At 52.0% G+C, this 26,986-nt stretch carries 28 protein-coding genes; 21 read left to right on the top strand and 7 right to left on the bottom strand.

The genetic code is table 11. From position 1 onward, the window contains the following. Window positions 1-9 precede the first annotated feature (9 nt). On the bottom strand, window positions 10-900 hold the full coding sequence (locus M4I31_RS05555) for a LysR family transcriptional regulator (RefSeq protein ID WP_085048892.1): 891 nt from the start codon (window positions 898-900) through the stop codon (window positions 10-12). A gap of 98 nt (window positions 901-998) precedes the next feature. On the opposite strand from M4I31_RS05555, the gene M4I31_RS05550 reads away from it, so the two are divergent. Next, window positions 999-1,601, top strand: coding sequence for a short chain dehydrogenase (locus tag M4I31_RS05550; RefSeq protein ID WP_085048891.1), 603 nt, complete (start codon window positions 999-1,001; stop codon window positions 1,599-1,601). Between the two features lie 56 nt (window positions 1,602-1,657). On the opposite strand, the gene M4I31_RS05545 is transcribed toward M4I31_RS05550, so the two are convergent. Next, window positions 1,658-3,832, bottom strand: a complete 2,175-nt coding sequence (locus M4I31_RS05545; protein ID WP_176281238.1) for an extracellular solute-binding protein — start codon at window positions 3,830-3,832, stop codon at window positions 1,658-1,660. Window positions 3,833-4,169: 337 nt separating this feature from the next. Here M4I31_RS05545 and M4I31_RS05540 point away from each other — a divergent pair, with 337 nt between their 5' ends. The 9 genes from M4I31_RS05540 to csiR all read left to right on the top strand — a co-directional run bounded on the left by M4I31_RS05540 (window position 4,170) and on the right by csiR (window position 14,546). Then, a complete protein-coding gene (locus M4I31_RS05540; RefSeq protein WP_069324595.1) occupies window positions 4,170-4,994 on the top strand; it encodes an MBL fold metallo-hydrolase in 825 nt (274 codons plus the stop codon). Between the two features lie 11 nt (window positions 4,995-5,005). Next, entirely contained in the window at window positions 5,006-6,241 is a 1,236-nt protein-coding gene (locus M4I31_RS05535; protein WP_038632926.1) for an MFS transporter, read from the top strand. A 31-nt stretch (window positions 6,242-6,272) separates the two neighbouring features. Next, the gene (locus M4I31_RS05530) at window positions 6,273-6,986 is read left to right on the top strand and encodes an MgtC/SapB family protein (RefSeq protein WP_038632928.1); all 714 of its coding nucleotides are present in this window, start codon (window positions 6,273-6,275) and stop codon (window positions 6,984-6,986) included. Window positions 6,987-7,226: 240 nt separating this feature from the next. After that, a complete protein-coding gene (glaH, locus tag M4I31_RS05525) occupies window positions 7,227-8,204 on the top strand; it encodes a glutarate dioxygenase GlaH (RefSeq protein WP_085048889.1) in 978 nt (325 codons plus the stop codon). Window positions 8,205-8,223: 19 nt separating this feature from the next. Continuing rightward, window positions 8,224-9,492 carry an L-2-hydroxyglutarate oxidase gene (gene lhgO / locus M4I31_RS05520; protein ID WP_085048888.1) on the top strand — a complete coding sequence of 423 codons (1,269 nt, stop codon included), beginning with the start codon at window positions 8,224-8,226 and terminating at the stop codon, window positions 9,490-9,492. Window positions 9,493-9,515: 23 nt separating this feature from the next. Beyond that, a complete protein-coding gene (gabD, locus tag M4I31_RS05515) occupies window positions 9,516-10,964 on the top strand; it encodes an NADP-dependent succinate-semialdehyde dehydrogenase (protein WP_069324593.1) in 1,449 nt (482 codons plus the stop codon). A gap of 25 nt (window positions 10,965-10,989) precedes the next feature. Further along, the gene (gene gabT / locus M4I31_RS05510) at window positions 10,990-12,273 is read left to right on the top strand and encodes a 4-aminobutyrate--2-oxoglutarate transaminase (protein ID WP_038632940.1); all 1,284 of its coding nucleotides are present in this window, start codon (window positions 10,990-10,992) and stop codon (window positions 12,271-12,273) included. 140 nt (window positions 12,274-12,413) lie between these two features. After that, window positions 12,414-13,814, top strand: a complete 1,401-nt coding sequence (gabP, locus tag M4I31_RS05505) for a GABA permease (RefSeq protein ID WP_069324592.1) — start codon at window positions 12,414-12,416, stop codon at window positions 13,812-13,814. A gap of 45 nt (window positions 13,815-13,859) precedes the next feature. After that, a complete protein-coding gene (csiR, locus tag M4I31_RS05500; RefSeq protein ID WP_085048887.1) occupies window positions 13,860-14,546 on the top strand; it encodes a DNA-binding transcriptional regulator CsiR in 687 nt (228 codons plus the stop codon). 12 nt (window positions 14,547-14,558) lie between these two features. Here csiR and lysM read toward each other — a convergent pair whose 3' ends face one another. Together lysM and M4I31_RS05490 are read right to left on the bottom strand one after the other, a co-directional pair. Then, window positions 14,559-15,008 (bottom strand): peptidoglycan-binding protein LysM, encoded by a 450-nt coding sequence (lysM, locus tag M4I31_RS05495; RefSeq protein WP_085048886.1) that lies wholly within the window; start codon window positions 15,006-15,008, stop codon window positions 14,559-14,561. A gap of 98 nt (window positions 15,009-15,106) precedes the next feature. Continuing rightward, window positions 15,107-15,265, bottom strand: coding sequence for a YqaE/Pmp3 family membrane protein (locus M4I31_RS05490; protein ID WP_038632951.1), 159 nt, complete (start codon window positions 15,263-15,265; stop codon window positions 15,107-15,109). Between the two features lie 184 nt (window positions 15,266-15,449). Between M4I31_RS05490 and M4I31_RS05485 the strand changes: the two genes are divergently transcribed. The 3 genes from M4I31_RS05485 (at window position 15,450) to M4I31_RS05475 (ending at window position 16,546) form a co-directional block, all read left to right on the top strand. Then, window positions 15,450-15,749 carry a helix-turn-helix transcriptional regulator gene (locus tag M4I31_RS05485; protein ID WP_006687216.1) on the top strand — a complete coding sequence of 100 codons (300 nt, stop codon included), beginning with the start codon at window positions 15,450-15,452 and terminating at the stop codon, window positions 15,747-15,749. A 9-nt stretch (window positions 15,750-15,758) separates the two neighbouring features. Next, entirely contained in the window at window positions 15,759-16,286 is a 528-nt protein-coding gene (locus tag M4I31_RS05480) for a rhodanese family protein (RefSeq protein WP_038632958.1), read from the top strand. 80 nt (window positions 16,287-16,366) lie between these two features. After that, window positions 16,367-16,546: a hypothetical protein gene (locus M4I31_RS05475; protein WP_038632960.1), complete on the top strand. Its 180-nt coding sequence runs from the start codon at window positions 16,367-16,369 to the stop codon at window positions 16,544-16,546. A gap of 36 nt (window positions 16,547-16,582) precedes the next feature. Here M4I31_RS05475 and stpA read toward each other — a convergent pair whose 3' ends face one another. Further along, window positions 16,583-16,984 carry a DNA-binding protein StpA gene (gene stpA / locus M4I31_RS05470; protein WP_038632963.1) on the bottom strand — a complete coding sequence of 134 codons (402 nt, stop codon included), beginning with the start codon at window positions 16,982-16,984 and terminating at the stop codon, window positions 16,583-16,585. A 549-nt stretch (window positions 16,985-17,533) separates the two neighbouring features. Here stpA and alaE point away from each other — a divergent pair. Next, on the top strand, window positions 17,534-17,983 hold the full coding sequence (gene alaE / locus M4I31_RS05465; protein WP_003037259.1) for an L-alanine exporter AlaE: 450 nt from the start codon (window positions 17,534-17,536) through the stop codon (window positions 17,981-17,983). A 36-nt stretch (window positions 17,984-18,019) separates the two neighbouring features. Here the strand turns inward: alaE and M4I31_RS05460 are convergent, their stop codons facing one another. Further along, window positions 18,020-18,370, bottom strand: coding sequence for a DUF2002 family protein (locus tag M4I31_RS05460; RefSeq protein WP_038632969.1), 351 nt, complete (start codon window positions 18,368-18,370; stop codon window positions 18,020-18,022). 123 nt (window positions 18,371-18,493) lie between these two features. Further along, window positions 18,494-19,828, bottom strand: a complete 1,335-nt coding sequence (locus tag M4I31_RS05455; RefSeq protein WP_085048885.1) for a PLP-dependent aminotransferase family protein — start codon at window positions 19,826-19,828, stop codon at window positions 18,494-18,496. A gap of 90 nt (window positions 19,829-19,918) precedes the next feature. On the opposite strand from M4I31_RS05455, the gene M4I31_RS05450 reads away from it, so the two are divergent. The 7 genes from M4I31_RS05450 to proW all read left to right on the top strand — a co-directional run bounded on the left by M4I31_RS05450 (window position 19,919) and on the right by proW (window position 26,984). Next, window positions 19,919-20,350: a carboxymuconolactone decarboxylase family protein gene (locus tag M4I31_RS05450; protein WP_038632976.1), complete on the top strand. Its 432-nt coding sequence runs from the start codon at window positions 19,919-19,921 to the stop codon at window positions 20,348-20,350. 280 nt (window positions 20,351-20,630) lie between these two features. After that, window positions 20,631-20,876 (top strand): glutaredoxin-like protein NrdH, encoded by a 246-nt coding sequence (gene nrdH, locus M4I31_RS05445; protein WP_085048884.1) that lies wholly within the window; start codon window positions 20,631-20,633, stop codon window positions 20,874-20,876. Further along, window positions 20,873-21,283: a class Ib ribonucleoside-diphosphate reductase assembly flavoprotein NrdI gene (gene nrdI, locus M4I31_RS05440; protein ID WP_085048883.1), complete on the top strand. Its 411-nt coding sequence runs from the start codon at window positions 20,873-20,875 to the stop codon at window positions 21,281-21,283. Before nrdH ends, nrdI begins: the two co-directional genes overlap by 4 nt. Beyond that, window positions 21,256-23,400 (top strand): class 1b ribonucleoside-diphosphate reductase subunit alpha, encoded by a 2,145-nt coding sequence (nrdE, locus tag M4I31_RS05435; protein WP_085048882.1) that lies wholly within the window; start codon window positions 21,256-21,258, stop codon window positions 23,398-23,400. Before nrdI ends, nrdE begins: the two co-directional genes overlap by 28 nt. Before the next feature lie 10 nt (window positions 23,401-23,410). After that, complete coding sequence (nrdF, locus tag M4I31_RS05430; protein WP_085048881.1) at window positions 23,411-24,370, top strand: class 1b ribonucleoside-diphosphate reductase subunit beta; 960 nt, start codon at window positions 23,411-23,413, stop codon at window positions 24,368-24,370. Window positions 24,371-24,724: 354 nt separating this feature from the next. After that, the gene (gene proV / locus M4I31_RS05425) at window positions 24,725-25,927 is read left to right on the top strand and encodes a glycine betaine/L-proline ABC transporter ATP-binding protein ProV (protein WP_038632990.1); all 1,203 of its coding nucleotides are present in this window, start codon (window positions 24,725-24,727) and stop codon (window positions 25,925-25,927) included. Further along, window positions 25,920-26,984, top strand: coding sequence for a glycine betaine/L-proline ABC transporter permease ProW (gene proW / locus M4I31_RS05420; RefSeq protein WP_038632993.1), 1,065 nt, complete (start codon window positions 25,920-25,922; stop codon window positions 26,982-26,984). The genes proV and proW overlap by 8 nt, the downstream gene beginning before the upstream one ends. The last annotated feature ends 2 nt before the right edge of the window (window positions 26,985-26,986 follow it).

Below are 26,986 nucleotides of genomic sequence, written 5' to 3'. Positions count from 1 at the left end.
CCGGCATTTTCATCTTAATTCCTGAACTGCACTAAGAACGTGCTCGACAAACCGCGTCAGCTTCGGCAACGCACGCAAATCTTGCCGCCACAGCAGATGAATGGGTCGTGGCTGCGGCGTAAACGCCTCCAGCACCCGCACCAGCCTGCCAGTAGCTAACTCTTCCGCCAACAGCACCTCCGGTTGTAACAACAGCCCCGCCCCCGCCACTGCCGCCATACGCAGGCCATGACCATCGTTACAGCGCAGGATCGCATCGCGTTTCCATCGAACTTCGCCCCCCGCGCCCGGTAGCATCCATTCGTTGCGGGCCGTCCACACGGTGTGGGACAGGCACAAATGATCCACCAGATCCGCGGGCGTGAAGGGGGTGCCATGACGAGCGAGATAATCCGGTGACGCGCAAATCGCCATACGGTACGGACACAGGTATTTCGCCACTACATCAGTCTGATGGATATCGCCAATGCGGATCGCCAGGTCAACCCCTTCATTCACCAGATCGACCATCCGATTGGTCAGATCCAGTTCAATGCGCACTTCCGGCCAGGCCTGTAAAAACGAGGCGGCCAACGGCGAGATAACGCAGGCGCCAAAAGAGGTTGGCGCGCTGATGCGCAGCGTCCCCGCAGGCGCCAGCCGCAGACGCTCCACTGAGCGTTCGGCTATCGACACCTGTTCCAGCACACGCCGGGCTTCTTCAAAATAGACACGACCGGCATCGGTCAGACTCTGGCGACGTGTGTTGCGCTCCAGCAGGCGCGTACCGAGTTGCGCTTCAAGGTGGGTGATATACTTCCCTACCATCACCGCAGACATTCCCAGTCGCGTGGCCGCGGTGGTAAAGCTCCCGCTCTCCACCACCGCGATAAACGTTTCCATGCCGCGCAGTTTATCCATATTGCAAACCTCTGGTTAGTAATCATCTAACTTTTGGCCAGTTTATCCGATTTCATTTTCATTAAAGAATAGCGGCTCACACTATTGCGGAGGTGGTTATGAAAATCGTTATTGTTGGTGCCAGCGGTACGGTGGGTCGCGCAGTTACGGAAGCATTAAGCCGTAAACATGAAGTGATCCGTGTGGGCCGCACGCAGGGAGATTACCAGGTTGATATCACCTCCCAGGAAAGTGTCGTGGCATTGTTTGAAAAAGTCGGACGGGTAGATGCGATCGTTTCCGCCACCGGCAATTTGTTCTTTGGGCCGCTGTCGACGATGACCGACGAGGACTTCAACCAGGGGTTACAGGATAAGCTGTTAGGCCAGATTCGTCTGGCATTAACCGGGCAGCATTTTCTCAATGATGGCGGCTCAATTACGCTCATTAGCGGCATCATCGCCCATGAACCCATCGCGCAGGGGGTGAATGCGGCAACGATCAATGCCGGTCTGGAAGGATTTGTTCGCGCGGCGGCCTGTGAGCTGGGGCGTGGGCTGCGTATCAACCTGATTAGCCCAACCGTGCTCAGTGAATCCGCCGCAGCCTACGACGATTTCTTTCCGGGTTTTGAAAGCGTCCCGGCCGCTACCGTTGCCAACGCCTATCGCCGCAGCGTGGAAGGCATCCAAACCGGGCGTACTTATAAAGTAGGTTACTAATAAAAGCATGACCTCGCCTCTTACGTCATCAGTAAGAGGCAAGCCACTGCCTATTTTCAGACACCCGTTTCGTTTCTTATTCGCGCATTAATATATTCCACGGCCTGAGTGACATCCATAATGCCGTTAATTGCATTCGTCACACCTTGCCCGATAATAATCTCTGCCTGGCGCAGGTTGAAAGGTTCACCTTTACTTCCCTCAGACTCCCTTATTCCCGTCATGCCTTTTTCATTCAATAAATTAAACCACGGGTAGAGATTGAGAACGTTTTGATCGTGACATATTCCAGACCAGGCGCTATTTCCTCCCAGCAAAACCAGATGGCGCGCAATTTCATCGGAATAAAGCCAATGAAAGAACTGCTCAACCTGTTTTTTCTTTTTACTGTAGCGGGACATTCCAATGGAACCGCCCCCCAATTGTGGAAGTTGCCCCGGAACGGGAGCATAGCCAATAGTGGGCGCTATGGCCGTGTGCGCCACATCGTTGAACAAATTGAGATACATGATCAGCATGGCAAGATTTCCACGCTCAAACTGTTTTACCGCGTCACTCCACCACTCACCGGGCAGATTCACGGCGATAGAAAGCTGTTGTAGATATTGTTCGAGTGCAGTTGCGGCAAGTGAAGGCTCGAGTTGTACCGGCTCGCCTTCGCGCACCAAACGCCCACCGAGCGCGTAGTAACGCAGCAGATACTCGGTAGCAATAAGCCCCGAGCTTCCCAGCGTCACCGCTGTTCCCATCGGGCGCTGTCTGTTTTCTGGCTGATGTAATTGACTAAAGAAAGCCGCTATCTCATCAAATTGCGCAAAGCTCTCTGGCAGCGTTAACTCTTTTCCCGTTGCTTCATAAAACATCCGTTTAATCGTCGCGTCTTCAAACAGATCTCGTCGATAAAACAAAAGCTGCATACTGGCATCAAAGGGTATTGCCCATGCGGTCCCATTCACCATGCTGAAGTGCTGTTGAATTTGCTCAGAGAAATTTTCCAACAGCAATGGAAGCTCAGAAGAGACGGATTCCAGCGGCAAGAGAGCTTTCTCTGCAAACCACGGAAAACACGCCATATCGATTCGCAGTAAATCGTAATAAGGATGTAGATGAAGGTGGGAAAGGATTTCAAAAACTTCATCATAGGGATAAACCGCAAGATTTACCTTAATACCGGTCTGGCGATAAAAGTGGGGTAACAGTTTCTTCAACGCATCAGTCGAAGGACTCGGTAAAATTAACATATTCAGCGTCGCCTCTGTTTCAGGCGGCGGCACGTACTGTCCATTCCAGGAAAAACCGCAATTTGTCAGAATACGATGCTTTTCTTTACTTTTAGGCAGGCGAATACTGGAGGCAATAGTTGTCCCCAGGCGACCATAATCCATCTGGTAGCTGGTGATCCCGTCGAAGGATGCAGGGAGATTATCACTCAGTTGCAATATCGGCGGGCAGGACTGGGAGCTACCAAACCAGGCTGCTTGCGTCAGTGCTCGCGTTCTCTCAGAGTCCTGGACAATAAACAGATCGGGAATTGCCCCGCGAAAAAAGTCAAAAGCGACGGTGTTAGCTTCACTGGCATGTGCAGGTAAAATCGTAAGCTTCGTATGCGGACTTAATTCCCGGCAGGTTTCCTGTATCGCCTGAGTAAAGCTCGCGCTATGGGAAAATTCCAGACGTTCGCAAAAAACACCAATATGGCCCGGCTGCTGCGCCAGCGCCCTCCTCGCTATTTCTTCGCCTGCAGTGACATAGTCAAGGCTAAAATAACAAACTGCGCCGACAGGCTGGCGATATGCAAACAAAATATTTTCCGGGGAAAGCCTGAGCAAGTCGTAATAGGGCTGACTGTCATTCAGGCAACTGACCGAGACAACAGCCTGATAAGACTTTGCCGCCAGCGTTTGCAGAATCTCGAGCTCAAGATTAGGCAGATCGTTGGTCAGGTAAAGGTCGATCGGTTCGCTTAATGAAGGCTGCCAAACCTGATGCAATCCCCGATAGAGTTGAAAGTACTGTTCGGCATTGATGTCGGGCAGAATCAATGCCACTCCCTGACTTTTGCTGGCTCTCAACGATTGCGCCTGCGCATTCAACTGATAGCCAACTTCTCGGGCTGCACGTTGAACCGCTTCAATCTTCTCGACGCTTACATTCCCTCTGCCATTGAGCACATTCGAGACAGTCCCATGCGACACACCGGCAATTCTTGCTATGTCTTTGATAGTTGGCATTTTTACATCCTTCCCCTGATGCTTTGATGCTAGCACGGCGCTCATCAGGAAACTATCTTCAGCACTAAAATTTGAACGTTACAATATTAAAAAGTGCATTTTATAAGCATGTCAAAATAAAAGCCTGACGCTATTGATAGACACACCTCATTCACGTAAAAACATTAACACAATGAAATATATGTATAAATTTTATAATTTTTGAAGAGGATCACTTCTGAGGCAAAAGATCGTTGTTCATATAAAATACTGGAACCATAATTGACACGTTCCAATTACGTTTTATTACATAAACGTCTAAAAAAACAACAATCACATTTGTCATTAAGAGGGAAACATGAAGATTCATTTTCTGGGTACCGCTGCATCTGAAGGGATCCCCAATCCTTTTTGCCGTTGTGAGCACTGCCAGCAAGCCCGCATTCGTAAAAGTAAAGACTTACGCACACACTCTTCAGCGATTATCGACGATGAACTGCTCATTGACGTGGCGCCTGAATTCAGCCAACAACTGCTGCGAGATGGCCTGGATGCAACAGAGATCAGATCGCTATTGTTCACACATACTCATCCCGATCATTTCAACGTCGGCGATCTTTTTAGCCGTATGGAAGGGTATGGATTTGAAATTACTCATCCGTTGCACATTTTCGGTAATGACCGTGCAATTAACGGTGCTGCGGAAGTATTACCAGGCTACAGCGCTGAAAGATTTGCTTTTCATTGCCTGGTGCCCTTCGTGACCGTTGAAACTCGCGGATACCGCATCACTCCGCTGCTGGCTAACCATGCCAAGTGGGAGCTTTGTTATACCTGGTTTATTGAAAAAGAAGGCCAGTCAATTTTCTACGGACATGATTCAGGCTGGTTTCCTGAGCTCACATGGCAGTGGCTGAAAGGGAAAAAAATCGATCTGGCTGTCCTGGAGTGCACCTACGGTTTTAATGGTGATAATCGTACAAATAACCACATGAGTCTGGAAACCGTCTTCGCCGCCAGAGACAGGCTTGCGGAACTCGGTTGCCTTGAGAAAAATAGCCAACTTATCGTCTCGCATATATCACACAGCGGAGGTCTGCTGCACGACGATCTCGTTGCGGCATGCGACAAAGAGAACATTCTTGTCGCCTGGGACGGGCTTAACCTGAGCATCAACCAGTAAGGATATGCAATATGGACCTTAATAAAACACCACGCCTGTTGATTATGATGTTCATACAATATTTCATGCAGGGTGCCTGGAATATGACCATGGGGCTGGTATTGAGCACCTATGGTATGGCAACAATTATTGGCTCATCCTATGCTTTGCTTGGCCTGGCGACTATTCTTTCCCCGCTATTTATTGGCATGGTCGCCGACCGCTTCTTTGCGTCACAAAAAGTCATGGCGATCCTGCATTTAATTAATGCAGGTGTACTGTTGTTTGTTCCGCAATTTATTGAGGCACAAAACACAGGTATGACGTTAACCATGATTTTCCTGGTTGGTCTGCTGTTTTATCCAACAACTGCGCTGGCGAACAGTATCAGTTTCAGCCACATTAACGGAGTAAAATATTTCCCATTTATTCGTGTATTCGGCACATTTGGCTTTATGGTCATCGGCTTTATCATTGGTGAAATGGGTTATTCTGGAAATACCATCACCTGGTATATTGCGTCGGCCTCCGGTGTTGTTCTCGGCCTGTACTGTTTTACGTTGCCAAATACCCCGCCGAAAGCAAAAGGAAGCGTGTTTACGCTTCGCGATCTGTTATGTCTGGATGCTCTGGCGCTCTTCAAAGACCGCAGCTTCTCGGTTTTGATGCTCAGTATTTTTGTCCTGATGATCCCCAAAACGGCTTATTCCGCCTATATCCCGGTCTTTTTAAAAGCGCTTGGATTCGATAACGCCGCCTCAATGATGCAGGTTGGCATCGCCTGTGAAGTCATTTTCATGTTCCTGCTGTCGTTCTTCTTACTGAAAGCTGGCTTCAAAATCACGCTGATGTTAGGCGCCGTCTGCTGGATCATCCGCACACTATTATTTGCTAATGCCTCGCTGGATGCCAACATGATGTTTGTGCTGATCGGCCTGATGTTACAAGGATTCTGCTGGGACTTTTTCTTTACCGTGGGCGACATTTATGTTGACCGTAAAGCAGCGCCAGAGATTAAAGCACAAGCCCAAAGCTTGCGATTTATCGTCTCCAACGGCGTTGGTCTGCTATTTGCCTCCACCGTATGCGGGCAAATCTTTAACAACACCGTGACGGAACAAGGTCCAGAGGCGTTGCCACAATGGGAAACATTCTGGCTAGTTTCAGCAGGCGTTGCCGCAGTGGTCAGCGTATTCTTCCTGATTTTCTTCCGGGACGATATTTCGAAACGCAAAACGGACCTCACATTGAAAAAAGCAAACTCCTGATCGTTAAAGACTCTCTCATTAAGGTAATTGCATGAATAATCTGGCCGCCATCATCAATGAGCAAGGATTGTTGCCTTTAACTACGATCATCAAAATCAGTATTGCATTTATTCTGGGTGGCATTATTGGCCTGGAAAGAGAATCGAAAGGGAAACCGGTCGGCTTCAAAACCTGCGTTATTTTATCCGTAGCCAGCTGTGTATTAACTGTCGTATCAATACAATCTGCTGAATACTATGCAGAAATTTCGATGAATATCCGTAGCGATCCTATGCGCCTGGCGGCGCAGATTATCAGCGGCGTTGGTTTTCTCGGTGCGGGAGTCATTCTGCACCGACATGACGATGCTATCTCTGGTCTCACGACTGCGGCAATTGTCTGGGCATCTGCAGGGGTGGGAATCACCTGCGGAGCCGGTTTTTATTTTCATGCTGTTTTTGCCACGGCTTTATTTTTATTAGCGATCAAACTAAGCCCATTCATTATCTTCTTACAGACCAGAAACCAGTTTCCCGGAAAAGTGAAAGTGCGGGTTATTCTTGATGAACGAAACGCTGTGGAAAGTCTGATAACCCGCATTCATCAACAGAAAAACATTATCGAAAACATCACTATCAGGGATATCAAGAAGGGCAAAATTGAAGTTAATCTCAAAATCGTAATTCGTCAAAAGATGACCTTGCCCGACTTATATCACGATCTGACTCATGTGGAACACGTCTGCGCCATCGCCCTGGAACATTAATACACCTTATCTTCCTCTTTAAAATCAGGGGCTTTTGCCCCTGAAATAGCCACTCAGTATCCATCCAGCTTCTAAATCCTCACCTTTTGCAATGTTAAATAATTGTTGTTTTTGATCACAAATAAGAAACAAACAAGCTCATTGTGTGCGCGTTTTTCAAAAATGTAGATATTTTTAATTTATGGCTACGAAACGAGCTGCGCCATATCTCCCTGACAATCTACTGAGAGGATCGATTTGATGAACGCACTGACTGCCGTACAACCGAACGCTGAAGATCCAGCCCAGCACTACAGAGGTTTCACACTGAAACCATCAGTCCAGTCTCCACGTCTGCTGGAGCTGACTTTTTCTGCCGAGACCACTGAGCAATTTCTACAGGCCGTCGCGCAGTGGCCGGTGCAGGCCCTGGAATACAAATCTTTCCTGCGCTTCAAAGTGGGCAAGATCCTCGATGATTTATGCGGCAACCAGTTGCAGCCCCTGCTGCTGAAAACGCTGCTCGATCGTGCCGAAGGCGCGCTGCTGATTAACGCCGTCGGCGTGGATGATGTGGCCCAGGCTGAAGAAATGGTCAAACTGGCGACGGCGGTCGCGCATCTGATCGGACGCTCCAATTTTGATGCGATGAGCGGTCAATACTATGCCCGTTTTGTGGTGAAAAACGTCGATAACTCAGACAGCTACCTGCGCCAGCCGCACCGTGTTATGGAGCTACATAACGACGGAACCTACCTTGAAGAAATCACCGATTACGTGCTGATGATGAAGATCGACGAGCAGAACATGACCGGCGGTAATTCGCTGCTGCTGCACCTCGACGACTGGGAACATCTGGAGCAGTACTTTACCCATCCGATGGCGCGTCGCGCGATGCGCTTTGCCGCGCCGCCAAGCAAAAACGTCAGCAAGGATGTGTTCCATCCGGTATTTGACGTTGACCAGCAGGGCCGCCCGGTAATGCGCTACATCGACCAGTTCGTCCAGCCGAAAGACTATGAAGAAGGCGTCTGGCTGAGCGACTTGTCCGATGCGCTGGAAACCAGCAAGAACATTATTTCCGTTCCGGTTCCCGTGGGTAAATTCCTGCTGATCAACAACCTGTTCTGGCTGCACGGCCGCGATCGCTTCACCTCGCATCCTGACCTGCGCCGCGAACTGATGCGCCAGCGTGGTTATTTCGCTTACGCGAGCAACCACTACCAGACCCATCAGTAAGGGCGAAGGAAAAAAGCGGATGTATGATTTTGTGATTATTGGCGGCGGCATTATCGGCATGTCGACCGCCATGCAACTGATTGATGTCTATCCGGACGCCAGAATCGCGCTGCTGGAAAAAGAGTCCGACCCGGCCTGTCACCAGACGGGCCATAACAGCGGCGTGATTCATGCCGGGGTTTATTACACGCCCGGCAGCCTGAAGGCGCAGTTTTGCCTGGCCGGAAATCGCGCCACCAAAGCCTTTTGCGACCAAAACGGCATCCGCTACGACGTCTGCGGGAAAATGCTGGTTGCCACCTCCCCTCTGGAAATGGAGCGTATGCGCGCGCTATGGGATCGCACCGCTGCTAACGGCCTGGAGCGCGAATGGCTGAATGCGCAGGAGCTACGCGAGCGTGAACCCAACATTACCGGACTGGGCGGCATTTTCGTCCCGTCGAGCGGGATCGTCAGCTACCGCGAAGTAACCGCCGCGATGGCGAAGATTTTCCAGGCCAAGGGCGGTGAGATTATTTACAACGCCGAGGTCAGCGCGCTGAGAGAACACGCCGCGGGCGTGATCGTCCATACCCGTCAGGGGCACGAATATGAAGGCGCAACGCTGATAAGCTGTTCCGGCCTGATGGCCGATCGACTGGTGAAAATGCTCGGCGTTGAACCCGGTTTTATCATCTGTCCGTTCCGTGGCGAATACTTCCGTCTGGCGTCAGAACATAATCAGATAGTCAATCATCTGATCTACCCGATCCCCGATCCGGCGATGCCGTTTCTCGGTGTGCATCTCACCCGCATGATTGATGGCAGCGTCACGGTGGGCCCCAACGCGGTACTGGCATTTAAACGCGAAGGTTACCGTAAACGCGATTTCTCACTCAGCGATACGCTGGAGATCTTCGGCTCTTCCGGCATCCGCCGCGTGCTGCAAAACAACCTGCGCTCCGGGCTTGGCGAAATGAAGAATTCGCTGTGCAAAAGCGGCTATCTACGGCTGGTGCAAAAGTACTGTCCGAGTCTGACGCAGAAAGATCTGCAACCGTGGCCTGCGGGCGTGCGGGCGCAGGCGGTGTCGCCGGACGGCAAGCTGATCGACGATTTCTTGTTTGTCACAACGCCACGCTCCATTCATACCTGCAACGCCCCTTCTCCGGCAGCAACGTCAGCGCTCCCTATCGGCGCGCATATTGTCGGCAAAGTACATGCGCTGCTGGAGAGCCAGAGTAATCCCGGACGCACGCTGCGTGCGGCACGTAGCGTGGAGACATTACACGCCGCATTCACCCGTTAACATGATTAAGACAGGAAGTAATTATGCAACTAAACGATCCAACCTTATTTCGCCAACAGGCGTTGATTGACGGCAACTGGCGTGACGCCAACAACGGCGAGACCATCGCAGTAACGAATCCCGCCAATGGTCAGCAATTGGGTAGCGTACCGAAAATGGGGGCGGATGAAACCCGTGAAGCCATTAACGCCGCGAACCGCGCTCTACCCGCCTGGCGTGCGCTGACCGCCAAAGAACGGGCCAATATTCTGCGTCGCTGGTTCAACCTGATGATTGAACATCAGGACGATCTTGCTCGTCTGATGACCCTGGAACAGGGTAAGCCGCTGGCGGAAGCCAAAGGCGAAATCACCTATGCCGCCTCATTTATTGAGTGGTTTGCCGAAGAGGGCAAACGCATTTATGGCGACACGATCCCCGGCCATCAGGCTGATAAGCGTCTGATCGTCATCAAGCAGCCGATCGGCGTTACCGCCGCGATTACGCCGTGGAACTTCCCGGCGGCGATGATCACTCGCAAAGCCGGTCCGGCACTGGCGGCGGGTTGCACCATGGTGCTTAAACCGGCCAGCCAGACCCCCTATTCCGCGCTGGCGCTGGCAGAGCTGGCTAATCGCGCCGGCATCCCGGCTGGCGTATTCAGCGTGGTGACCGGTTCAGCAAGCGCGGTCGGCAACGAACTGACCGGCAACCCGCTGGTGCGCAAACTGTCATTTACCGGCTCCACCGAAATTGGCCGTCAGCTGATGGAACAGTGTGCCAAAGACATCAAGAAGGTGTCGCTGGAGCTGGGCGGCAATGCGCCGTTTATCGTCTTTGATGATGCCGATCTCGACAAAGCCGTGGAAGGCGCGCTGGCGTCGAAGTTCCGTAACGCGGGGCAAACCTGCGTCTGCGCCAACCGTCTGTACGTGCAGGACGGCGTATATGACCAGTTTGCCGAAAAACTCGAGCAGGCGGTGAGCAAGCTGCGCCTCGGTGATGGTCTGCAACCAGATGTCACCACCGGGCCGCTGATCGACGAGAAAGCGGTTGCCAAAGTGCAGGAGCATATCGCCGATGCCCTGGATAAAGGCGCACGCATTATCGCTGGCGGTAAACCTCATGCGCTGGGCGGGAACTTCTTCCAGCCCACCATTCTGGTCGATGTACCTGCCAACGCGAAGGTCGCCAAAGAAGAGACATTCGGCCCGCTGGCGCCGCTGTTTCGCTTTAAAGACGAAGCTGACGTCATCGCCCAGGCCAATGACACCGAGTTTGGCCTGGCAGCCTATTTCTACGCCCGTGATTTAAGCCGCGTCTTCCGCGTTGGCGAAGCGCTGGAGTACGGCATCGTCGGGATTAACACCGGCATCATCTCCAACGAAGTCGCCCCATTTGGTGGGATCAAAGCCTCCGGTCTTGGCCGTGAAGGATCGAAATACGGCATCGAAGACTACTTAGAAATCAAATATATGTGTATCGGCCTTTAATAAAACAAATACTGGAGAACACCTGATGAGCACCAACAAAGAACTCATGCAACGTCGCAGCAACGCCGTTCCCCGTGGCGTAGGACAGATCCACCCTATTTTTGCCGAGCGGGCAGAAAACTGCCGGGTCTGGGACGTTGAAGGCCGCGAATTCCTCGATTTTGCTGGCGGTATTGCGGTGCTGAATACCGGTCACCTGCACCCGCAGATTGTCTCTGCGGTAGAAGCGCAGTTGAAAAAACTGTCGCATACCTGCTTCCAGGTGCTGGCCTATGAGCCCTACCTGGAGCTGTGCGAAATCATGAACAAGAAAGTGCCGGGCGATTTCGCCAAGAAAACCCTGCTGGTGACCACCGGTTCTGAAGCCGTGGAAAACGCGGTGAAAATTGCCCGCGCCGCCACCAAACGTACAGGTACGATCGCCTTCAGCGGCGCTTATCATGGCCGTACCCACTACACCCTGTCGCTGACCGGGAAAGTCAACCCGTACTCCGCCGGAATGGGGCTGATGCCGGGCCATGTTTATCGCGCACTTTTTCCTTGCCCGCTGCATGGCATCAGTGAAGATGATGCTATCGCCAGTATTCACCGCATCTTCAAAAATGATGCCGCGCCGGAAGACGTTGCCGCCATCGTCATTGAACCCGTCCAGGGCGAAGGCGGTTTTTACGCGGTCACCCCGGCATTTATGCAGCGTCTGCGCGCCATTTGTGACGAACACGGGATCATGCTGATTGCCGATGAAGTGCAGAGCGGCGCGGGCCGCACCGGTACGCTGTTCGCCATGGAGCAGATGGGCGTTGCGCCCGATCTTACCACCTTCGCCAAATCTATCGCTGGCGGCTTCCCGCTGGCAGGGGTAACCGGTCGCGCCGACGTCATGGACGCTATCCCGCCGGGTGGCCTGGGCGGTACCTATGCCGGTAACCCGATTGCCTGTGCCGCCGCGCTGGCGGTGCTGAACATTTTCGAGCAGGAAAATCTGCTGCAAAAGGCCAACGAACTGGGGCAAACCCTGCGCGAAGGCCTGCTGGCTATCGCCGAAACGCATCGCGAAATTGGCGACGTGCGTGGGCTGGGGGCGATGATCGCCATCGAACTGTTCGAAGACGGCGACCATACGAAACCAGACGCCAAGCTGACCGCAGAAGTGGTGGCGCGCGCACGTGATAAAGGGCTGATCCTGCTCTCCTGCGGGCCTTACTACAACGTGCTGCGCATCCTTGTCCCGCTGACCATTGAAGATGCGCAAATTCGCCAGGGGCTGGATATCATCGCCCAGTGTTTTGCTGAGGCGAAGCAGGGCTAACTATACAAAAAAGCAATCCGTAGGCCGGATAAGGCGGAGCCGCCATCCGGCACATAGGGTCAATAACAATAATACGCGTGCCCCGGCGCGGGAATGCCGGGGTGCTCTCCCAAGTGAAATACTTTCGAGAGGTTTACAAGATGGGGCAAGTGTCACAATCACATGATTTAGGGGGCGGGCTGAAATCACGCCACGTCACCATGCTGTCTATTGCCGGGGTTATCGGCGCGAGTTTATTCGTAGGTTCAAGCGTGGCGATTGCAGAAGCCGGTCCCGCGGTATTATTAGCTTATCTGTTTGCCGGACTGTTGGTGGTGATGATTATGCGCATGCTGGCCGAAATGGCCGTCGCCACCCCGGATACCGGCTCCTTCTCCACCTACGCCGATAAAGCCATTGGCCCATGGGCAGGTTATACCATCGGCTGGTTGTACTGGTGGTTCTGGGTGTTGGTTATCCCACTGGAGGCCAATATTGCCGCCATCATTCTGCATTCCTGGATCCCAGGCATACCTGTCTGGTTATTTTCTCTGGTTATCACGCTGGCATTAACCGGCAGTAATTTGCTGAGCGTCAAAAATTACGGTGAATTCGAATTCTGGCTGGCGCTGTGCAAAGTGATTGCCATTCTGGCGTTTATTGTCCTCGGCGCGGTGGCGATTAGCGGTTTCTATCCTTATGCTGAGGTTAGCGGCGTTTCACGCCTGTGGGATCAGGGCGGCTTTATGCCGAACGGTTTTGGCGCCGTACTCAGCGCGATGCTGATCACCATGTTCTCCTTTATGGGTGCAGAGATTGTTACCATCGCCGCCGCCGAGTCCGATACCCCGGATAAACACATCGTCCGCGCCACCAACTCGGTTATCTGGCGTATCTCCATCTTCTATCTGTGCTCCATTTTCGTGGTGGTGGCGCTGATCCCATGGAACATGCCGGGGCTAAAAGAAGTGGGTTCTTACCGCTCGGTACTGGAGTTATTGCATATCCCACACGCGAAGTTGATCATGGACTTCGTCATTTTGTTGTCGGTGACCAGTTGCCTGAACTCCGCGCTGTATACCTCATCCCGTATGCTCTATTCCCTGAGCCGTCGTGGCGATGCCCCCGCCTTTATGGGGAAAACTAACCGCAGTAAAACGCCTTACGTGGCGGTGTTGCTGTCTACGGGGGCGGCATTCCTCACCGTGGTGGTCAACTATTACGCCCCGGCCAAAGTGTTTAAATTCCTGATCGACAGCTCCGGCGCCATCGCCCTGTTGGTTTATCTGGTGATCGCGATTTCCCAACTGCGGATGCGCAAAATTCTGCTGGCGCGAGGCGGTGAAATTAAACTGAAAATGTGGCTTTATCCGTGGCTGACCTGGCTGGTTATCGCCTTTATTATCTTTGTGCTGGTGGTTATGCTCTTTCGCCCGGCGCAACAGTTGGAGGTTATCTCTACCGGGTTGTTAGCCATAGGAATTATTTGCACGGTGCCCATTATGGCACGCTGGAAAAAACTGCTATCGTGGCAAAAAGCACCCTTGCAAAATACGCATTAAATCTGTTCCCGGCACACGCCGGGACATTTATTCAGGAGTAAGACCATGACCGCCATTCCCCAACCGACGGCCATTGATGGATACCGCTGGCTCAAGAACGACATCATCCGCGGTATTTATCAGCCTGATGAGAAACTGCGTATGAGCCTGCTGACCTCGCGCTATGAGCTTGGCGTGGGACCGCTGCGCGAAGCGCTTTCACAGCTGGTGGCGGAGCGACTGGTCACGGTGGTTAATCAGAAAGGATATCGTGTCGCCCCGATGTCCGCGCAGGAATTGCTCGATATTTTCGATGCCCGCGCCAATATGGAGGCCATGCTGGTTGCACTGGCCATCGAACGCGGCGACGACGCCTGGGAAGCGGAGATTCTGGCACGGGCGCATATGCTCAGTAAGCTTGAAGCTGTGGACGCCAGTGAACAGATGCTTGATGAATGGGATCAGCGCCATCAGGCCTTTCACTCGGCGATTGTCGCCGGCTGCGGTTCCCAATATCTGCTGCAAATGCGCGAACGATTGTTTGATTTAGCGGCACGTTACCGGTTTATCTGGCTACGTAAAACGGTGCTGTCAGTCGAGATGCTGGAAGATAAACACGATCAGCATCAAACGCTGACCGAAGCGATTCTGGCACGCGATGCCGTGCGCGCCAGCGAATTAATGCGCCAGCACCTGCTGACGCCGATTCCAATTATTCAACAGGCGATGTCCGGCAAGCTGCTGACGGAATAAGCCCGCACATCATTATTCTTCCGGAATACGTAACACCTGCCCGGGATAAATTTTATCCGGGCTTTTCAGCATCGGTTTATTCGCTTCGAATATTTTATTGTACAGGTTAGCGTTACCGTAAACCTGTTTGGCAATAGCGCTCAGGGTATCGCCCGCTTTCACGGTATAAAACTGGCTTTCACTCGCGGGTGCAGAGGTTTTAACCTGATCGTCCACGCTGGCGATACCGGAGATATTACCAATCGCAATCAGGATTTTCTCTTTCGCTTCCTGGCTTAATCCATCGCCAGAAACGGTGGCCTTGCCTTCGTTAATTTGCACGTTCACCTTATCTGCATCAGGGATGCCGGTTTTATTCAGGTGTTCCTGCACCTTCTTCACCAGATCGGCCGTGTCATGATTTCCGGTGACCGCATCCCAAAGTTTTTCACCTGCATCTTTCACAAAATTGAAGAGTCCCATATCCACCTCGGTTATTAACAAGCAACACCAGGAAGTGTAGCAGAGGAGAGAGGACGGCAAAGAAAACGGCGCAAATGCGCCGTTTATGAAAGGAAGTATTAATTACGCGTCTGTACCCAGAAGGCGTGGATCAAACCAGGAATGTAGCCCAGCAGCGTCAGAACGATATTAAGGATAAACGCCCAGCCGAATCCTTTTCCCAGCAGTACGCCAAGCGGGGGCAGAATAATAGTAAAAACGATTCTCCAGAAACCCATACACACTCCCTACAAGCAAAAAGTTAATCATTGTTTAAAAAGAGATTTTATCTCTAAGAGTAGCCATTCTACTCAAATCCGCCAGCCTTCCCCTGCTGTTTTACCCTCCTTTACGCTCTTTACGCTGGCGTACGTTGGCTTTTTATTTTAGAATTTGCTTAATTTAGATTATGCTTAAATACATATGACTGAACTTGAACAACTCCAGGCCAGCGCTGAACAGGCTGCCGCTTTGCTTAAAGCGATGAGTAACCCGAAGCGGTTGCTGATTTTGTGCATGCTCTGCGGTTCGCCCGGTACCAGCGCGGGCGAGTTAGCACGCGCTACCGGACTGAGTCCTTCCGCCACGTCCCAGCATCTGGCACGTATGCGTGAAGAAGGTCTGATAGACAGCCAGCGCGATGCCCAGCGCATCCTTTATTCCATTAAAAATGCGGCTGTGAATTCGCTGATCGCCACATTAAAAACACTGTATTGCCCATAAGGAGCCATCATGACCATTGGGAAGATTTCCCCGCGCGAGGCGCAGACGCTGGTCGCGCAAGGCGCGAAACTGATTGATATCCGCGATGCCGACGAGTATCTGCACGAGCATATTCCTGAGGCGCATCTGGCACCGTTACCCACGCTTGAGCAGGGATCGTTGCCTGCGAATTTACGCGCCGAGCAGGTGATTTTTCACTGCCAGTCAGGCAAACGCACACAAAATGCAGCGAACAAACTCAGCGCCATTGCCGCGCCTGCGCAGGTCTGGTTGCTGGAAGGTGGAATTGATGGCTGGAAAGCCGCAGGTTTACCGGTGGCAAAAGACAGTTCACAACCACTGCCGCTGATGCGTCAGGTGCAGATAGCCGCAGGTAGCCTTGCCTTACTCGGCGTCATTCTCGGATACGCCGTCAACAGCGCCTTCTTCCTGCTGAGCGGTTTTGTGGGTGCCGGGCTGATACTCGCTGGCCTCACCGGCTTTTGCGGCATGGCGCGATTGCTGGACAAAATGCCCTGGAACCGGCGTACTCATTAAGCGGTAATACCTGAAACAGCGCTGTACCCGTCGATTGACGTGATCTATGGTGAGTTGTGCGATAAATAAAGGAGCGCAATATGTTTAAACCTGGCGATCTGGTTCAACCACGCATGGGCGGACCTAAACTGAAAGTAGTCGAAGTCAACGAAGATCAAATTGTGGCGGTACAAGCCAGTAATGAAAGCGGTGAAAAATTCACACTGAAAGCAGCTGACGTGACGCGATATACCGAAGACGGTGATTTCGGCGTTTGCTGAAAACAGGCGGTGAGGTCACCCTCACCGCATTTATAATTAGATTAAAAAGTCATCAAGAGATTTACCGGCAGCCAGCGCCTGGGCAATTGGCTTTGGTGTCCGACCTTGTCCGGTCCATGTTTTTGTTTCACCGTCGAAATCGGTAAAACGATATTTCGCCGGGCGTGGTTGACGTTTTTTGACTGCCCGCGATGTCGCTGGGGTCATACTCAGCAGCTCTTCCGGATTGATCCCATCGGCCTGCATCAGGGCCAGCAAATTATTAATTTTTTCCTGCTGTTCTGCACGCTGGCGCTGTAGCTGTTCTTCTTCATCGCGGCGTTCTTTAGTCACTACTCTGAATTTTTCGAGCATATCTTCCAGCACATCAACGGAAAATTCACGTGCCATTACACGCAGCGAGCGGATATTATTTAAGTTTTTTAACATTGAACTCATATTAACAAAACCTCTTTAACGTAAAAATGGTATCACGCTAAATATTGTATGCAACTGATTATTATTTTTCCAGTCTAATTTTTTCGAAGATTATAAAACAAATAGCCAATCCCGTTATTTAAATGGCTATCCTGAAACCTGACATCAAATATTTTATATTCCCAGGATAGTCACTGTAAATATACTCGCATGACGTCTCAGCACATCGTCTGATAAACACATCACTTTATTGCCCGGGGCCGGCACGCGCACATTCTGAACATCAGTCAACTTTCAGAAAAGGAGCGCAAAAAATTCAGAAAAACAAGTCTTCATAACCTATTGATATAAAATACTTTTAATCAGCAGAACAACGAAAACACCAAAACGAACAAAAATCAAACCAATGCAGAGCATTTTATCGACAAAAAGACAATAAATAAAAATTTTAAGCTAGTTGCTAGTTATTATCCAGGCAGATATCCTATTGAAACGCGAAAGCAGCAAGACAAATCACTAGCATTAAAGGTATTCAAAACCTTTTTTCCCCTTTTTACAAGGAGCATTAACATGTTCTCTCCGCAGTCACGCTTGCGTCATGCTGTAGCAGACACGTTCGCGATGGTTGTTTATTGTTCTGTCGTGAACATGTTGATCGAGATATTCCTTTCTGGAATGAGCTTTGAACAGTCACTGTACTCCAGACTGGTGGCCATCCCTGTCAATATTCTGATCGCCTGGCCATACGGCATGTACCGTGATTTGTTTATGCGCGCGGCACGTAAAGCCACGCAGGCAGGATGGGCAAAAAACCTGGCGGACGTGCTGGCTTATGTCACCTTCCAGTCGCCGGTTTACGTGATTATTCTGTTGACGGTTGGCGCGGACTGGCACCAGATTACGGCTGCGGTAAGTTCGAACATCGTGGTATCGATGCTGATGGGCGCAGTATACGGCTACTTCCTTGATTATTGCCGCCGCCTGTTTAAGGTCAGCAGCTATCACCAGGCTAAAGCCTGACACGCCTCTTCGCGACTGGCCCTGCCAGTCGCGTTATTAGTTAGCGTTAACGTCGCCAAATAACCCACTCAGATAACGCTCAAGTGCAATACGCGAACTGAAGCCGTGCGGAATACCATAATGCTCATGGGTCTCTCCGGCTAAATACAACGGGAATTGCTGGTAGTGATCGCAGGTTTTAATGTCTGTCGCAGGTTCCGCCAGTGAAGAGCTGCGCTCTTTAAGCGTGGGATGGATGACTAATGCGGTACGTCCCATACGTGCTTCCCGGTTAACGTACACATAATTTTCACCACGTCGATAGCCGTACGTTTTCGGCGTCACTACATCAACGGTAAAGCCCACTTTTTCAAGTACGCGCGCCACCTCATCAGGTCGTAAATACATATTATTTTCCTCGTTATCTTTTACTGCGGGCTTACCTTACCTGATTCAGCATTAGCAACGCTTTCAGAAAAGTCCATAAACGAGTGAAGACGGTGGGACTAATATCTTAAGAACCGTGCAGATTTATGTCAGCGCCTGCCGCAATTGATAGGCCGCCTGCTGCGCCATTTCCGCTGAGCTAATATTGGTAAATGACAATAATATTCCCCCTTGTCCGTTCGGCGTTATACGCCACTGGCTCAAGGCCTGTACGGCCAGACCTGCCCGATTCGCTTTACGTACTAACGCAACATCGTCTGCGTCTACACTCATCACCAGTTGGATCCCACCCTCTTGCGGGAGCACGCTAAAACCGTGTTCGGTCAGAGCATTTACCATCCACTGACGTCGCTGGGCATAATGTTGACGCATGCGTTTTAAGTGCCGCCAGAAGTGCCCCTCGCGCATAAAATCCGCCAGCGTTTGTTGCCATAAAACCGGAACGCTACAGGCCGCCAGCGCCACCTGCTGGCGAAAATGCTCGACCTGAGTCATGGGCACCACCAGCCATGCCGTGCGTAGCGCAGGAAACATTGATTTGCTGAACGTTCCGGCATAAATCACCCGCTGCGGCGCATCCAGGCTTTTCAACGGCGGCAACGGTTTACCGTGGTAGCGAAATTCACTGTCATAGTCATCTTCAATAATCCATGCCTGGGTGCGGGCCGCCCACTCCAGCAACTGATGGCGACGCTCCAATGAAAGGGCCACACCCAGCGGGCTTTGATGCGCGGGTGTAAGCAAAACAAAGCGCGCCTGCGGGTAATCGCGGATCCCAGCGCAGACATCCAGACCATTGGCATCAACAGGAACCGGCATCAGCGCAATTCGCTCCTGAGCCACCACCGGTCGGATCAACGGAAACCCGGGATCTTCGACCCACATCCCTTCACCGGGTTGAGACAGCGCGCGCAGAATTAACGTCATCGATGCCGCATAGCCAGAGGTGATAAAAACCTGCTCCGGCTGGCACTCAATGCTGCGTGAAACGCGCAGGTAATCAACAATCGCCTGACGCAGCACCCTTTCGCCGCAAACCTCCCCCACCGCCAGATCAAAACGCGTTTGGGTGCGTAAACGTCGGCCCATCACCCGCGCCCATACTTCACGCGGGAAGAGATCGAGTGCGGGTAGCCCCATCTGAAAAGGTTGGGGTCTGGGATTTTCTCCTGCGAAGATAGCGGGAGCCGCAGGCGCGGTCTCTGGTCGCAATTGCTCACTGACAAAAGTTCCCGCCTGCCCACGTCGAGCCAGCCAGCCCTGCGCCACCAGCTCGGCATAGGCATGTTCCACCGTCGAACGCGAAACACCGAGTTCCTGGGACCACGTCCGGCTGGAGGGCAATCTTGCGCCTGGTTTGAGTTCACCTGTCTCAATGGCATTTTTTAACTGGCGGGCGATTTGTTGATAGCGCGGCATTTATGGTCTGCTTTTTTTGCAAAAATATGGCCCTCTGTAGCAGTCCATTATAGTGCTACATTGCAGGTTATCCAAACGAGGAGAAATACCATGACAATGTTACGCCAGCCCTATTATGAACTCAGTCCTGAAATCTATAACGCTCTGGTTCAGGCCAGCAAAGCGCTGGAAAATTGCGCACTGGAACCTACGCTGACGGAACTGGTTTACCTGCGGGTCTCGCAAATCAACGGCTGCGCATTTTGCCTGGAAATGCACAGTAAGGCGCTACGCAAAGCAGGCGTTGCGCAGGCCAAACTCGACGCGCTGGCAGGTTGGCGAGTGAGCCACCACTTCAGTGAACAGGAACGTGCGGCGCTGGCGTGGGCCGAATCGGTCACTCATATCGCCAGCACCCACGCGGAAGATGATGTTTATCTGCCGCTGCTCGACCATTTTAGCGCGAAAGAAATCAGCGATCTGACGTTTGCCATCAGCCTGATGAACTGCTTCAACCGCCTGGCGGTTGGGATGCGCATGTAATTCTGCCCTGCCGGATGGCGGCAAAAATGCTTTCTCCGGCCTGGGATGTGTTCTCCTGTAGGCCGGATAAGACGCGACGTGTCGCTGTCCGACACCCCGTCATGCTACACAACCCGGCCCCCGTCACGCTCATCACCCTGCCCTTCATCAATCTAAAATTACCATATCTTGTATGGTTGAATATTTTTAAGACTACATCTAGTATCACTCCTATCAAGACACCTACAATCCGACGCTATCAATCGCGTCGATCTTTTATCTATAAATGGAAATACGAATCATGCGTATTATTGTTTACACTCGTAATAACTGTGTTCAGTGCCACGCCACTAAGCGTGCAATGGAAAGCCGCGGGTTTGACTTTGAGATGGTAAATATTGATTTGCAGCCCGCTCTGGCTGACAGCCTGCGCGATCAAGGCTTTCGTCAGTTACCGGTCGTTGTCGCCGGGGAAACCAGTTGGTCCGGGTTTCGCCCGGACATGATCAACCGTCTGCGCCCACAACCCCATATGGCCAGCGCATGAGTCAGCTCGTCTACTTCTCCAGCAGCTCCGAAAATACGCACCGCTTTATCCAGCGTCTGGGGCTGCCTGCCATCCGCATTCCGCTTAATGAACGCGAGCGGATCCGGGTCGACGAACCTTACATCTTAATCGTGCCGTCCTACGGCGGCGGCGGAACGGCAGGCGCGGTTCCGAGACAGGTGATCCGCTTTTTAAACGATCCGCACAACCGGGCGTTAATCCGTGGGGTGATTGCTTTCGGCAATCGCAATTTCGGTGAAGCCTATGGCCGCGCGGGTGAAGTCATCTCACAAAAATGCGGCGTGCCGTGGCTCTGGCGCTTTGAGCTGATGGGCACCCAAAGCGATATCGACAACGTTCGACAAGGAGTGAGTGAATTTTGGCAACGACAACCGCAGAACGCATAACCCAGCCAACGCTGGATTATCACGCCCTGAACGCCATGCTGAATCTGTACGATAAAGCTGGACGCATTCAGTTCGACAAAGACCATCAGGCGGTGGAGGCTTTCTTTGCCGCCCACGTCCGCCCCAACTCGCTGACGTTTGCCAGCCAGCAGGAGCGCCTGGAAACGCTGGTTGCTGAAGGCTACTACGACGAAAGCGTATTAAGCCGTTACGATCGCGCATTTGTAATAAAGCTCTTTGCTCACGCCCACGCCAGCGGATTCCGGTTCCAGACGTTCCTCGGCGCATGGAAGTTCTACACCAGCTATACGCTGAAAACGTTCGACGGTAAGCGCTATCTCGAAGATTTTGAGGATCGGGTCACGATGGTGGCGCTCACGCTGGCGCAAGGCGATGAAATGCTCGCCATGCAGCTTAGCGATGAAATGCTCTCCGGGCGCTTTCAGCCCGCCACGCCAACCTTCTTAAACTGCGGCAAACAGCAGCGCGGCGAGCTGGTTTCCTGCTTCCTGTTACGCATTGAAGACAACATGGAGTCCATTGGCCGGGCGGTTAACTCTGCGCTGCAACTTTCCAAACGCGGCGGCGGCGTAGCGTTTTTGCTCTCTAACCTGCGCGAAGCAGGTGCACCGATTAAACGCATTGAAAACCAGTCATCCGGCGTGATCCCGGTAATGAAAATGCTGGAAGATGCGTTTTCTTATGCCAATCAACTCGGCGCGCGTCAGGGCGCGGGCGCGGTGTATTTGCACGCGCATCATCCGGACATTTTGCGTTTTCTGGATACCAAACGTGAAAACGCCGACGAGAAAATCCGTATCAAAACCCTGTCGCTTGGCGTGGTGATCCCGGACATTACCTTTAAACTGGCCAAAGAGAATGCCGACATGGCGCTGTTCTCGCCCTATGACGTGGAACGCATTTACGGCAAAGCGTTCGGCGATATCGCCGTCAGTGAACGCTATGACGAACTGCTTGCCGATGGACGCGTGCGCAAAAAATACATTAACGCCCGCGATTTCTTCCAGCGGCTGGCTGAGATCCAGTTTGAGTCCGGCTACCCTTACATCATGTTTGAAGATACGGTGAATCGCGCGAATCCGATTGCTGGTCGTATTAACATGAGCAATCTGTGCTCCGAAATTTTGCAGGTTAACAGCGCCTCCACCTACGATGAAAATCTCAACTACGCGCAGACCGGACACGATATCTCCTGCAACCTCGGCTCGCTGAATATCGCCCATACCATGGATTCCCCGGATTTTGGTCGTACCGTGGAAACGGCGGTTCGCGGCTTAACCGCCGTTTCGGACATGAGTCATATTCGCAGCGTGCCCTCGATTGCAGCCGGAAACAGCGCATCGCACGCGATTGGTCTTGGTCAGATGAACCTGCATGGCTATCTGGCGCGGGAAGGCATCGCCTATGGCTCGCCGGAAGGGCTGGATTTCACCAATATCTACTTTTACACCATCACCTGGCATGCGCTGAATACGTCAATGAAGCTCGCCCGCGAACGTGGTAAAGCCTTTGCTGGATTCAGGCAGTCTCGCTACGCCAGCGGCGAGTATTTTAGCCAGTATCTGCAGGGTGACTGGCAGCCAAAAACCGACAAAGTTCGCGCACTGTTTGCCGCCAGCGGCATTACGCTGCCGACGCGTGAGATGTGGGCGCAGTTGCGTGAAGATGTCATGCGCTACGGCATTTATAACCAGAATTTACAGGCAGTTCCGCCAACCGGCTCTATTTCCTACATCAACCATGCGACGTCAAGTATTCACCCGATCGTGTCAAAAGTGGAAATTCGCAAAGAGGGCAAAACCGGGCGCGTGTACTACCCTGCTCCTTTTATGACCAATGAGAATCTGGCCTTGTATCAGGATGCCTACGAGATTGGCCCACAAAAAATTATCGATACCTATGCTGAAGCGACGCGCCATGTCGATCAGGGACTGTCGCTGACGCTCTTTTTCCCCGATACCGCCACTACCCGCGATATTAACAAAGCGCAGATCTACGCCTGGCGTAAGGGCATTAAATCGCTGTACTACATCCGACTGCGTCAGCTGGCGCTGGAAGGGACCGAAATCGAAGGTTGCGTGTCATGCGCGCTGTAAGGAGGAGATCATGACATTATCCCGCGTGAGCGCCATCAACTGGAACAAGATTGAAGATGATAAAGACCTGGAGGTATGGAATCGCCTGACCAGTAACTTCTGGCTACCGGAAAAAGTCCCGCTTTCTAACGACGTCCCGTCCTGGCAAACGCTGAGCGCTGCCGAGCAGCAGTTAACTATCCGCGTTTTTACCGGGCTAACGCTACTCGACACCATTCAGAATGTTGCCGGTGCGCCAGCGCTAATGGCGGATTCATTAACACCACACGAAGAAGCGGTGCTGTCGAATATCAGCTTTATGGAAGCCGTTCACGCCCGCTCATACAGCTCTATTTTCTCCACGCTTTGCCAGACCAAAGATGTGGATGCCGCCTACGCCTGGAGTGAGGAAAATATCCCGCTCCAACGTAAGGCGCAGATTATTCTGGCCCATTACGCCAGCGATAATCCGTTGCACAAGAAGATTGCCAGCGTGTTTCTGGAATCATTCCTGTTCTATTCCGGCTTCTGGTTGCCGATGTATTTCTCCAGCCGCGGCAAACTGACTAATACCGCCGATCTCATTCGTCTGATCATTCGTGATGAAGCGGTCCATGGGTATTACATTGGTTATAAATTTCAAAAAAGCCTGGAGCATATTTCCGAATCCGCACGCGAGGAGTTAAAGAATTTTGCCCTCGACCTGCTCATGGAGTTGTATGATAACGAAGCGCGTTATACAGAAGAATTGTATGCAGAAACCGGTTGGGTGGATGACGTCAAAGCCTTCCTTTGTTACAACGCCAATAAGGCATTAATGAATTTGGGTTATGAGGCGTTATTCCCGTCAGAAATGGCGGAGGTTAACCCGGCAATCCTTGCCGCGCTGTCGCCCAACGCAGACGAAAACCACGATTTCTTCTCAGGTTCTGGCTCATCTTATGTGATGGGTAAAGCTATCGAAACCGAAGACGACGACTGGAATTTTTAACTCTCATTTTCACGGGAAATACCGTACATTTTTCGCGGTAATATTTTAACAGGATCACACTTTTATCGTGCAATTATAATTGTGTGATCTACACTCAATATCAGCCGCATTATTCGCCTGCATTACACCAATTCAGGCGCTTTTTCATTGGCGTTTACAAAAAATATCAGTTAACGCACATTCACGCTCAGCCCTTATATCACGGGAAATTCCGCCGACTGACCTTCGGCAATATTCATGCCACAACTAAATTCAGGGTTGTCTCAGATTCTCAGTATGTTAGGGTAGAAAAAGGTCACTATTTCCATCAGGTAACATATCGATATAAACAAATAACAGGAATCATTCTATTGCATGGCAATTAAATTAGAAGTGAAGAACCTCTATAAGATATTTGGCGAGCATCCTCAGAGAGCGTTCAAATATATTGAAAAAGGACTTACAAAAGAGCAAATTCTGGAGAAAACAGGGCTATCGCTTGGCGTTAAAGACGCCAGTCTGGCCATTGAAGAAGGCGAGATATTTGTCATCATGGGATTATCCGGCTCGGGTAAATCCACAATGGTACGCCTTCTCAATCGCCTGATTGAACCCACCCGCGGACAGGTACTGATCGACGGCGTAGATATCGCCCGGATCTCCGATGCCGAACTCCGCGAGGTGCGCAGAAAAAAGATTGCGATGGTCTTTCAGTCCTTTGCCCTGATGCCGCATATGACGGTGCTGGACAATACGGCATTTGGCATGGAATTAGCCGGCGTCGCCGCGGATGAACGTCGCGAAAAGGCGCTGGATGCGCTACGTCAGGTCGGTCTGGAGAATTACGCTCACAGCTACCCGGATGAACTTTCCGGGGGGATGCGCCAGCGTGTAGGCCTTGCCCGCGCATTAGCCATTAATCCTGACATCTTATTAATGGATGAGGCCTTCTCAGCCCTCGATCCATTAATTCGTACCGAGATGCAGGATGAACTGGTAAAACTCCAGGCGAAGCATCAACGCACCGTGGTCTTTATTTCCCATGATCTCGACGAAGCTATGCGTATTGGCGACAGAATTGCCATTATGCAAAACGGTGAAGTAGTACAGGTCGGTACACCGGATGAAATCCTGAATAATCCGGCTAATGATTATGTACGCACCTTCTTCCGCGGCGTTGATATTAGCCAGGTGTTCAGCGCGAAAGATATTTCCCGCCGTAGCCCCGAAGGTTTAATTCGTAAAACACCCGGTGTAGGCCCTCGTTCGGCGCTGCAATTATTGCAGGACAAAGATCGCGAATATGGTTACGTGATCGAACGTGGCAATAAATTCGTCGGCGTCGTCTCTATCGACTCACTAAAAACCGCGCTTAGTCAGGCGCAAGGTATTGAAGCGGCGTTGATCAATGAACCGCTGGCTGTCGATGCACAAACTCCTCTCAGCGAGTTGCTTTCTCATGTCGGCCAGGCACCGTGCGCGGTACCGGTAGTTGACGAGGAACAGCAGTATGTGGGCGTTATTTCAAAACGCATGCTGTTACAGGCTTTAGATCGTGAGGGGGCAAACAATGGCTGATCAAACTAATCCGTGGGATACCACACCAGCGGCCGATAGCGCCGCACAAACCGCCGATGCGTGGAGCACACCATCCTCCGCGCCTACTGACGGCGGTAGCGCAGACTGGCTGACCAGCGCGCCCGCGCCGGCACCAGAGCATTTTAATATTATGGATCCGTTCCATAAGACGCTGATCCCATTGGACAGTTGGGTCACCGAGGGGATCGACTGGGTGGTTACCCATTTTCGTCCGGTCTTCCAGGGCATCCGTGTACCGGTGGATTACATTCTCAACGGCTTCCAGCAAATGCTGTTAGGTATGCCAGCCCCCGTGGCGATTATCCTGTTCGCCCTGATCGCCTGGCAGATTTCCGGCGTTGGAATGGGTGTCGCGACGCTGATTTCGTTGATTGCTATCGGCGCCATTGGCGCGTGGTCGCAAGCGATGATCACGCTGGCGCTGGTGCTGACCGCGTTACTGTTCTGTGTGGTGATCGGTCTGCCGATGGGCATCTGGTTGGCGCGCAGCCCTCGGGCGGCAAAGATTGTTCGTCCGCTGCTGGATGCGATGCAAACCACCCCCGCTTTCGTGTATTTGGTGCCGATTGTCATGCTGTTCGGTATTGGTAACGTCCCGGGCGTAGTGGTGACGATTATCTTCGCCCTGCCGCCAATCGTCCGTCTGACCATTCTGGGGATTAACCAGGTGCCGGCCGACCTGATTGAAGCCTCGCGCTCGTTTGGCGCCAGCCCGCGTCAGATGCTGTTTAAAGTGCAGCTCCCGCTGGCGATGCCCACAATTATGGCCGGGGTTAACCAAACGCTGATGCTGGCGCTCTCGATGGTTGTCATCGCCTCGATGATTGCCGTTGGCGGATTGGGTCAGATGGTTCTGCGCGGAATTGGTCGTCTGGATATGGGATTAGCCACGGTTGGTGGCGTTGGGATTGTGATCCTCGCCATCATCCTGGATCGCCTGACGCAGGCCGTTGGTCGCGATTCGCGTAGCCGGGGTAACCGTCGCTGGTACACCACCGGTCCCGTTGGACTTATCACTCGCCCTTTCACGAAGTAATA

Source organism: Citrobacter sp. XT1-2-2 (assembly GCF_023516235.1).
GTDB classification, from domain to species: domain Bacteria; phylum Pseudomonadota; class Gammaproteobacteria; order Enterobacterales; family Enterobacteriaceae; genus Citrobacter; species Citrobacter werkmanii.
This window is presented reverse-complemented; position numbering and strand designations above follow the sequence as displayed.

What these genes read in the sequence shown, in the direction of transcription:
- M4I31_RS05550 (WP_085048891.1), top strand. Translation starts at nt 999, where the DNA reads ATGAAAATCGTTATTGTTGGTGCCAGCGGTACGGTGGGTCGCGCAGTT.
- M4I31_RS05455 (WP_085048885.1), bottom strand. Translation starts at nt 19,828, where the DNA reads ATGCCGCGCTATCAACAAATCGCCCGCCAGTTAAAAAATGCCATTGAG.
- M4I31_RS05480 (WP_038632958.1), top strand. Translation starts at nt 15,759, where the DNA reads ATGACCATTGGGAAGATTTCCCCGCGCGAGGCGCAGACGCTGGTCGCG.
- M4I31_RS05555 (WP_085048892.1), bottom strand. Translation starts at nt 900, where the DNA reads ATGGATAAACTGCGCGGCATGGAAACGTTTATCGCGGTGGTGGAGAGC.
- M4I31_RS05530 (WP_038632928.1), top strand. Translation starts at nt 6,273, where the DNA reads ATGAATAATCTGGCCGCCATCATCAATGAGCAAGGATTGTTGCCTTTA.
- M4I31_RS05540 (WP_069324595.1), top strand. Translation starts at nt 4,170, where the DNA reads ATGAAGATTCATTTTCTGGGTACCGCTGCATCTGAAGGGATCCCCAAT.
- nrdH (WP_085048884.1), top strand. Translation starts at nt 20,631, where the DNA reads ATGCGTATTATTGTTTACACTCGTAATAACTGTGTTCAGTGCCACGCC.
- M4I31_RS05450 (WP_038632976.1), top strand. Translation starts at nt 19,919, where the DNA reads ATGACAATGTTACGCCAGCCCTATTATGAACTCAGTCCTGAAATCTAT.
- csiR (WP_085048887.1), top strand. Translation starts at nt 13,860, where the DNA reads ATGACCGCCATTCCCCAACCGACGGCCATTGATGGATACCGCTGGCTC.
- lysM (WP_085048886.1), bottom strand. Translation starts at nt 15,008, where the DNA reads ATGGGACTCTTCAATTTTGTGAAAGATGCAGGTGAAAAACTTTGGGAT.
- M4I31_RS05535 (WP_038632926.1), top strand. Translation starts at nt 5,006, where the DNA reads ATGGACCTTAATAAAACACCACGCCTGTTGATTATGATGTTCATACAA.
- nrdF (WP_085048881.1), top strand. Translation starts at nt 23,411, where the DNA reads ATGACATTATCCCGCGTGAGCGCCATCAACTGGAACAAGATTGAAGAT.
- proW (WP_038632993.1), top strand. Translation starts at nt 25,920, where the DNA reads ATGGCTGATCAAACTAATCCGTGGGATACCACACCAGCGGCCGATAGC.
- M4I31_RS05475 (WP_038632960.1), top strand. Translation starts at nt 16,367, where the DNA reads ATGTTTAAACCTGGCGATCTGGTTCAACCACGCATGGGCGGACCTAAA.
- nrdI (WP_085048883.1), top strand. Translation starts at nt 20,873, where the DNA reads ATGAGTCAGCTCGTCTACTTCTCCAGCAGCTCCGAAAATACGCACCGC.
- M4I31_RS05485 (WP_006687216.1), top strand. Translation starts at nt 15,450, where the DNA reads ATGACTGAACTTGAACAACTCCAGGCCAGCGCTGAACAGGCTGCCGCT.
- proV (WP_038632990.1), top strand. Translation starts at nt 24,725, where the DNA reads ATGGCAATTAAATTAGAAGTGAAGAACCTCTATAAGATATTTGGCGAG.
- stpA (WP_038632963.1), bottom strand. Translation starts at nt 16,984, where the DNA reads ATGAGTTCAATGTTAAAAAACTTAAATAATATCCGCTCGCTGCGTGTA.
- gabT (WP_038632940.1), top strand. Translation starts at nt 10,990, where the DNA reads ATGAGCACCAACAAAGAACTCATGCAACGTCGCAGCAACGCCGTTCCC.
- M4I31_RS05490 (WP_038632951.1), bottom strand. Translation starts at nt 15,265, where the DNA reads ATGGGTTTCTGGAGAATCGTTTTTACTATTATTCTGCCCCCGCTTGGC.
- alaE (WP_003037259.1), top strand. Translation starts at nt 17,534, where the DNA reads ATGTTCTCTCCGCAGTCACGCTTGCGTCATGCTGTAGCAGACACGTTC.
- gabP (WP_069324592.1), top strand. Translation starts at nt 12,414, where the DNA reads ATGGGGCAAGTGTCACAATCACATGATTTAGGGGGCGGGCTGAAATCA.
- gabD (WP_069324593.1), top strand. Translation starts at nt 9,516, where the DNA reads ATGCAACTAAACGATCCAACCTTATTTCGCCAACAGGCGTTGATTGAC.
- M4I31_RS05460 (WP_038632969.1), bottom strand. Translation starts at nt 18,370, where the DNA reads ATGTATTTACGACCTGATGAGGTGGCGCGCGTACTTGAAAAAGTGGGC.
- glaH (WP_085048889.1), top strand. Translation starts at nt 7,227, where the DNA reads ATGAACGCACTGACTGCCGTACAACCGAACGCTGAAGATCCAGCCCAG.
- M4I31_RS05545 (WP_176281238.1), bottom strand. Translation starts at nt 3,832, where the DNA reads ATGCCAACTATCAAAGACATAGCAAGAATTGCCGGTGTGTCGCATGGG.
- lhgO (WP_085048888.1), top strand. Translation starts at nt 8,224, where the DNA reads ATGTATGATTTTGTGATTATTGGCGGCGGCATTATCGGCATGTCGACC.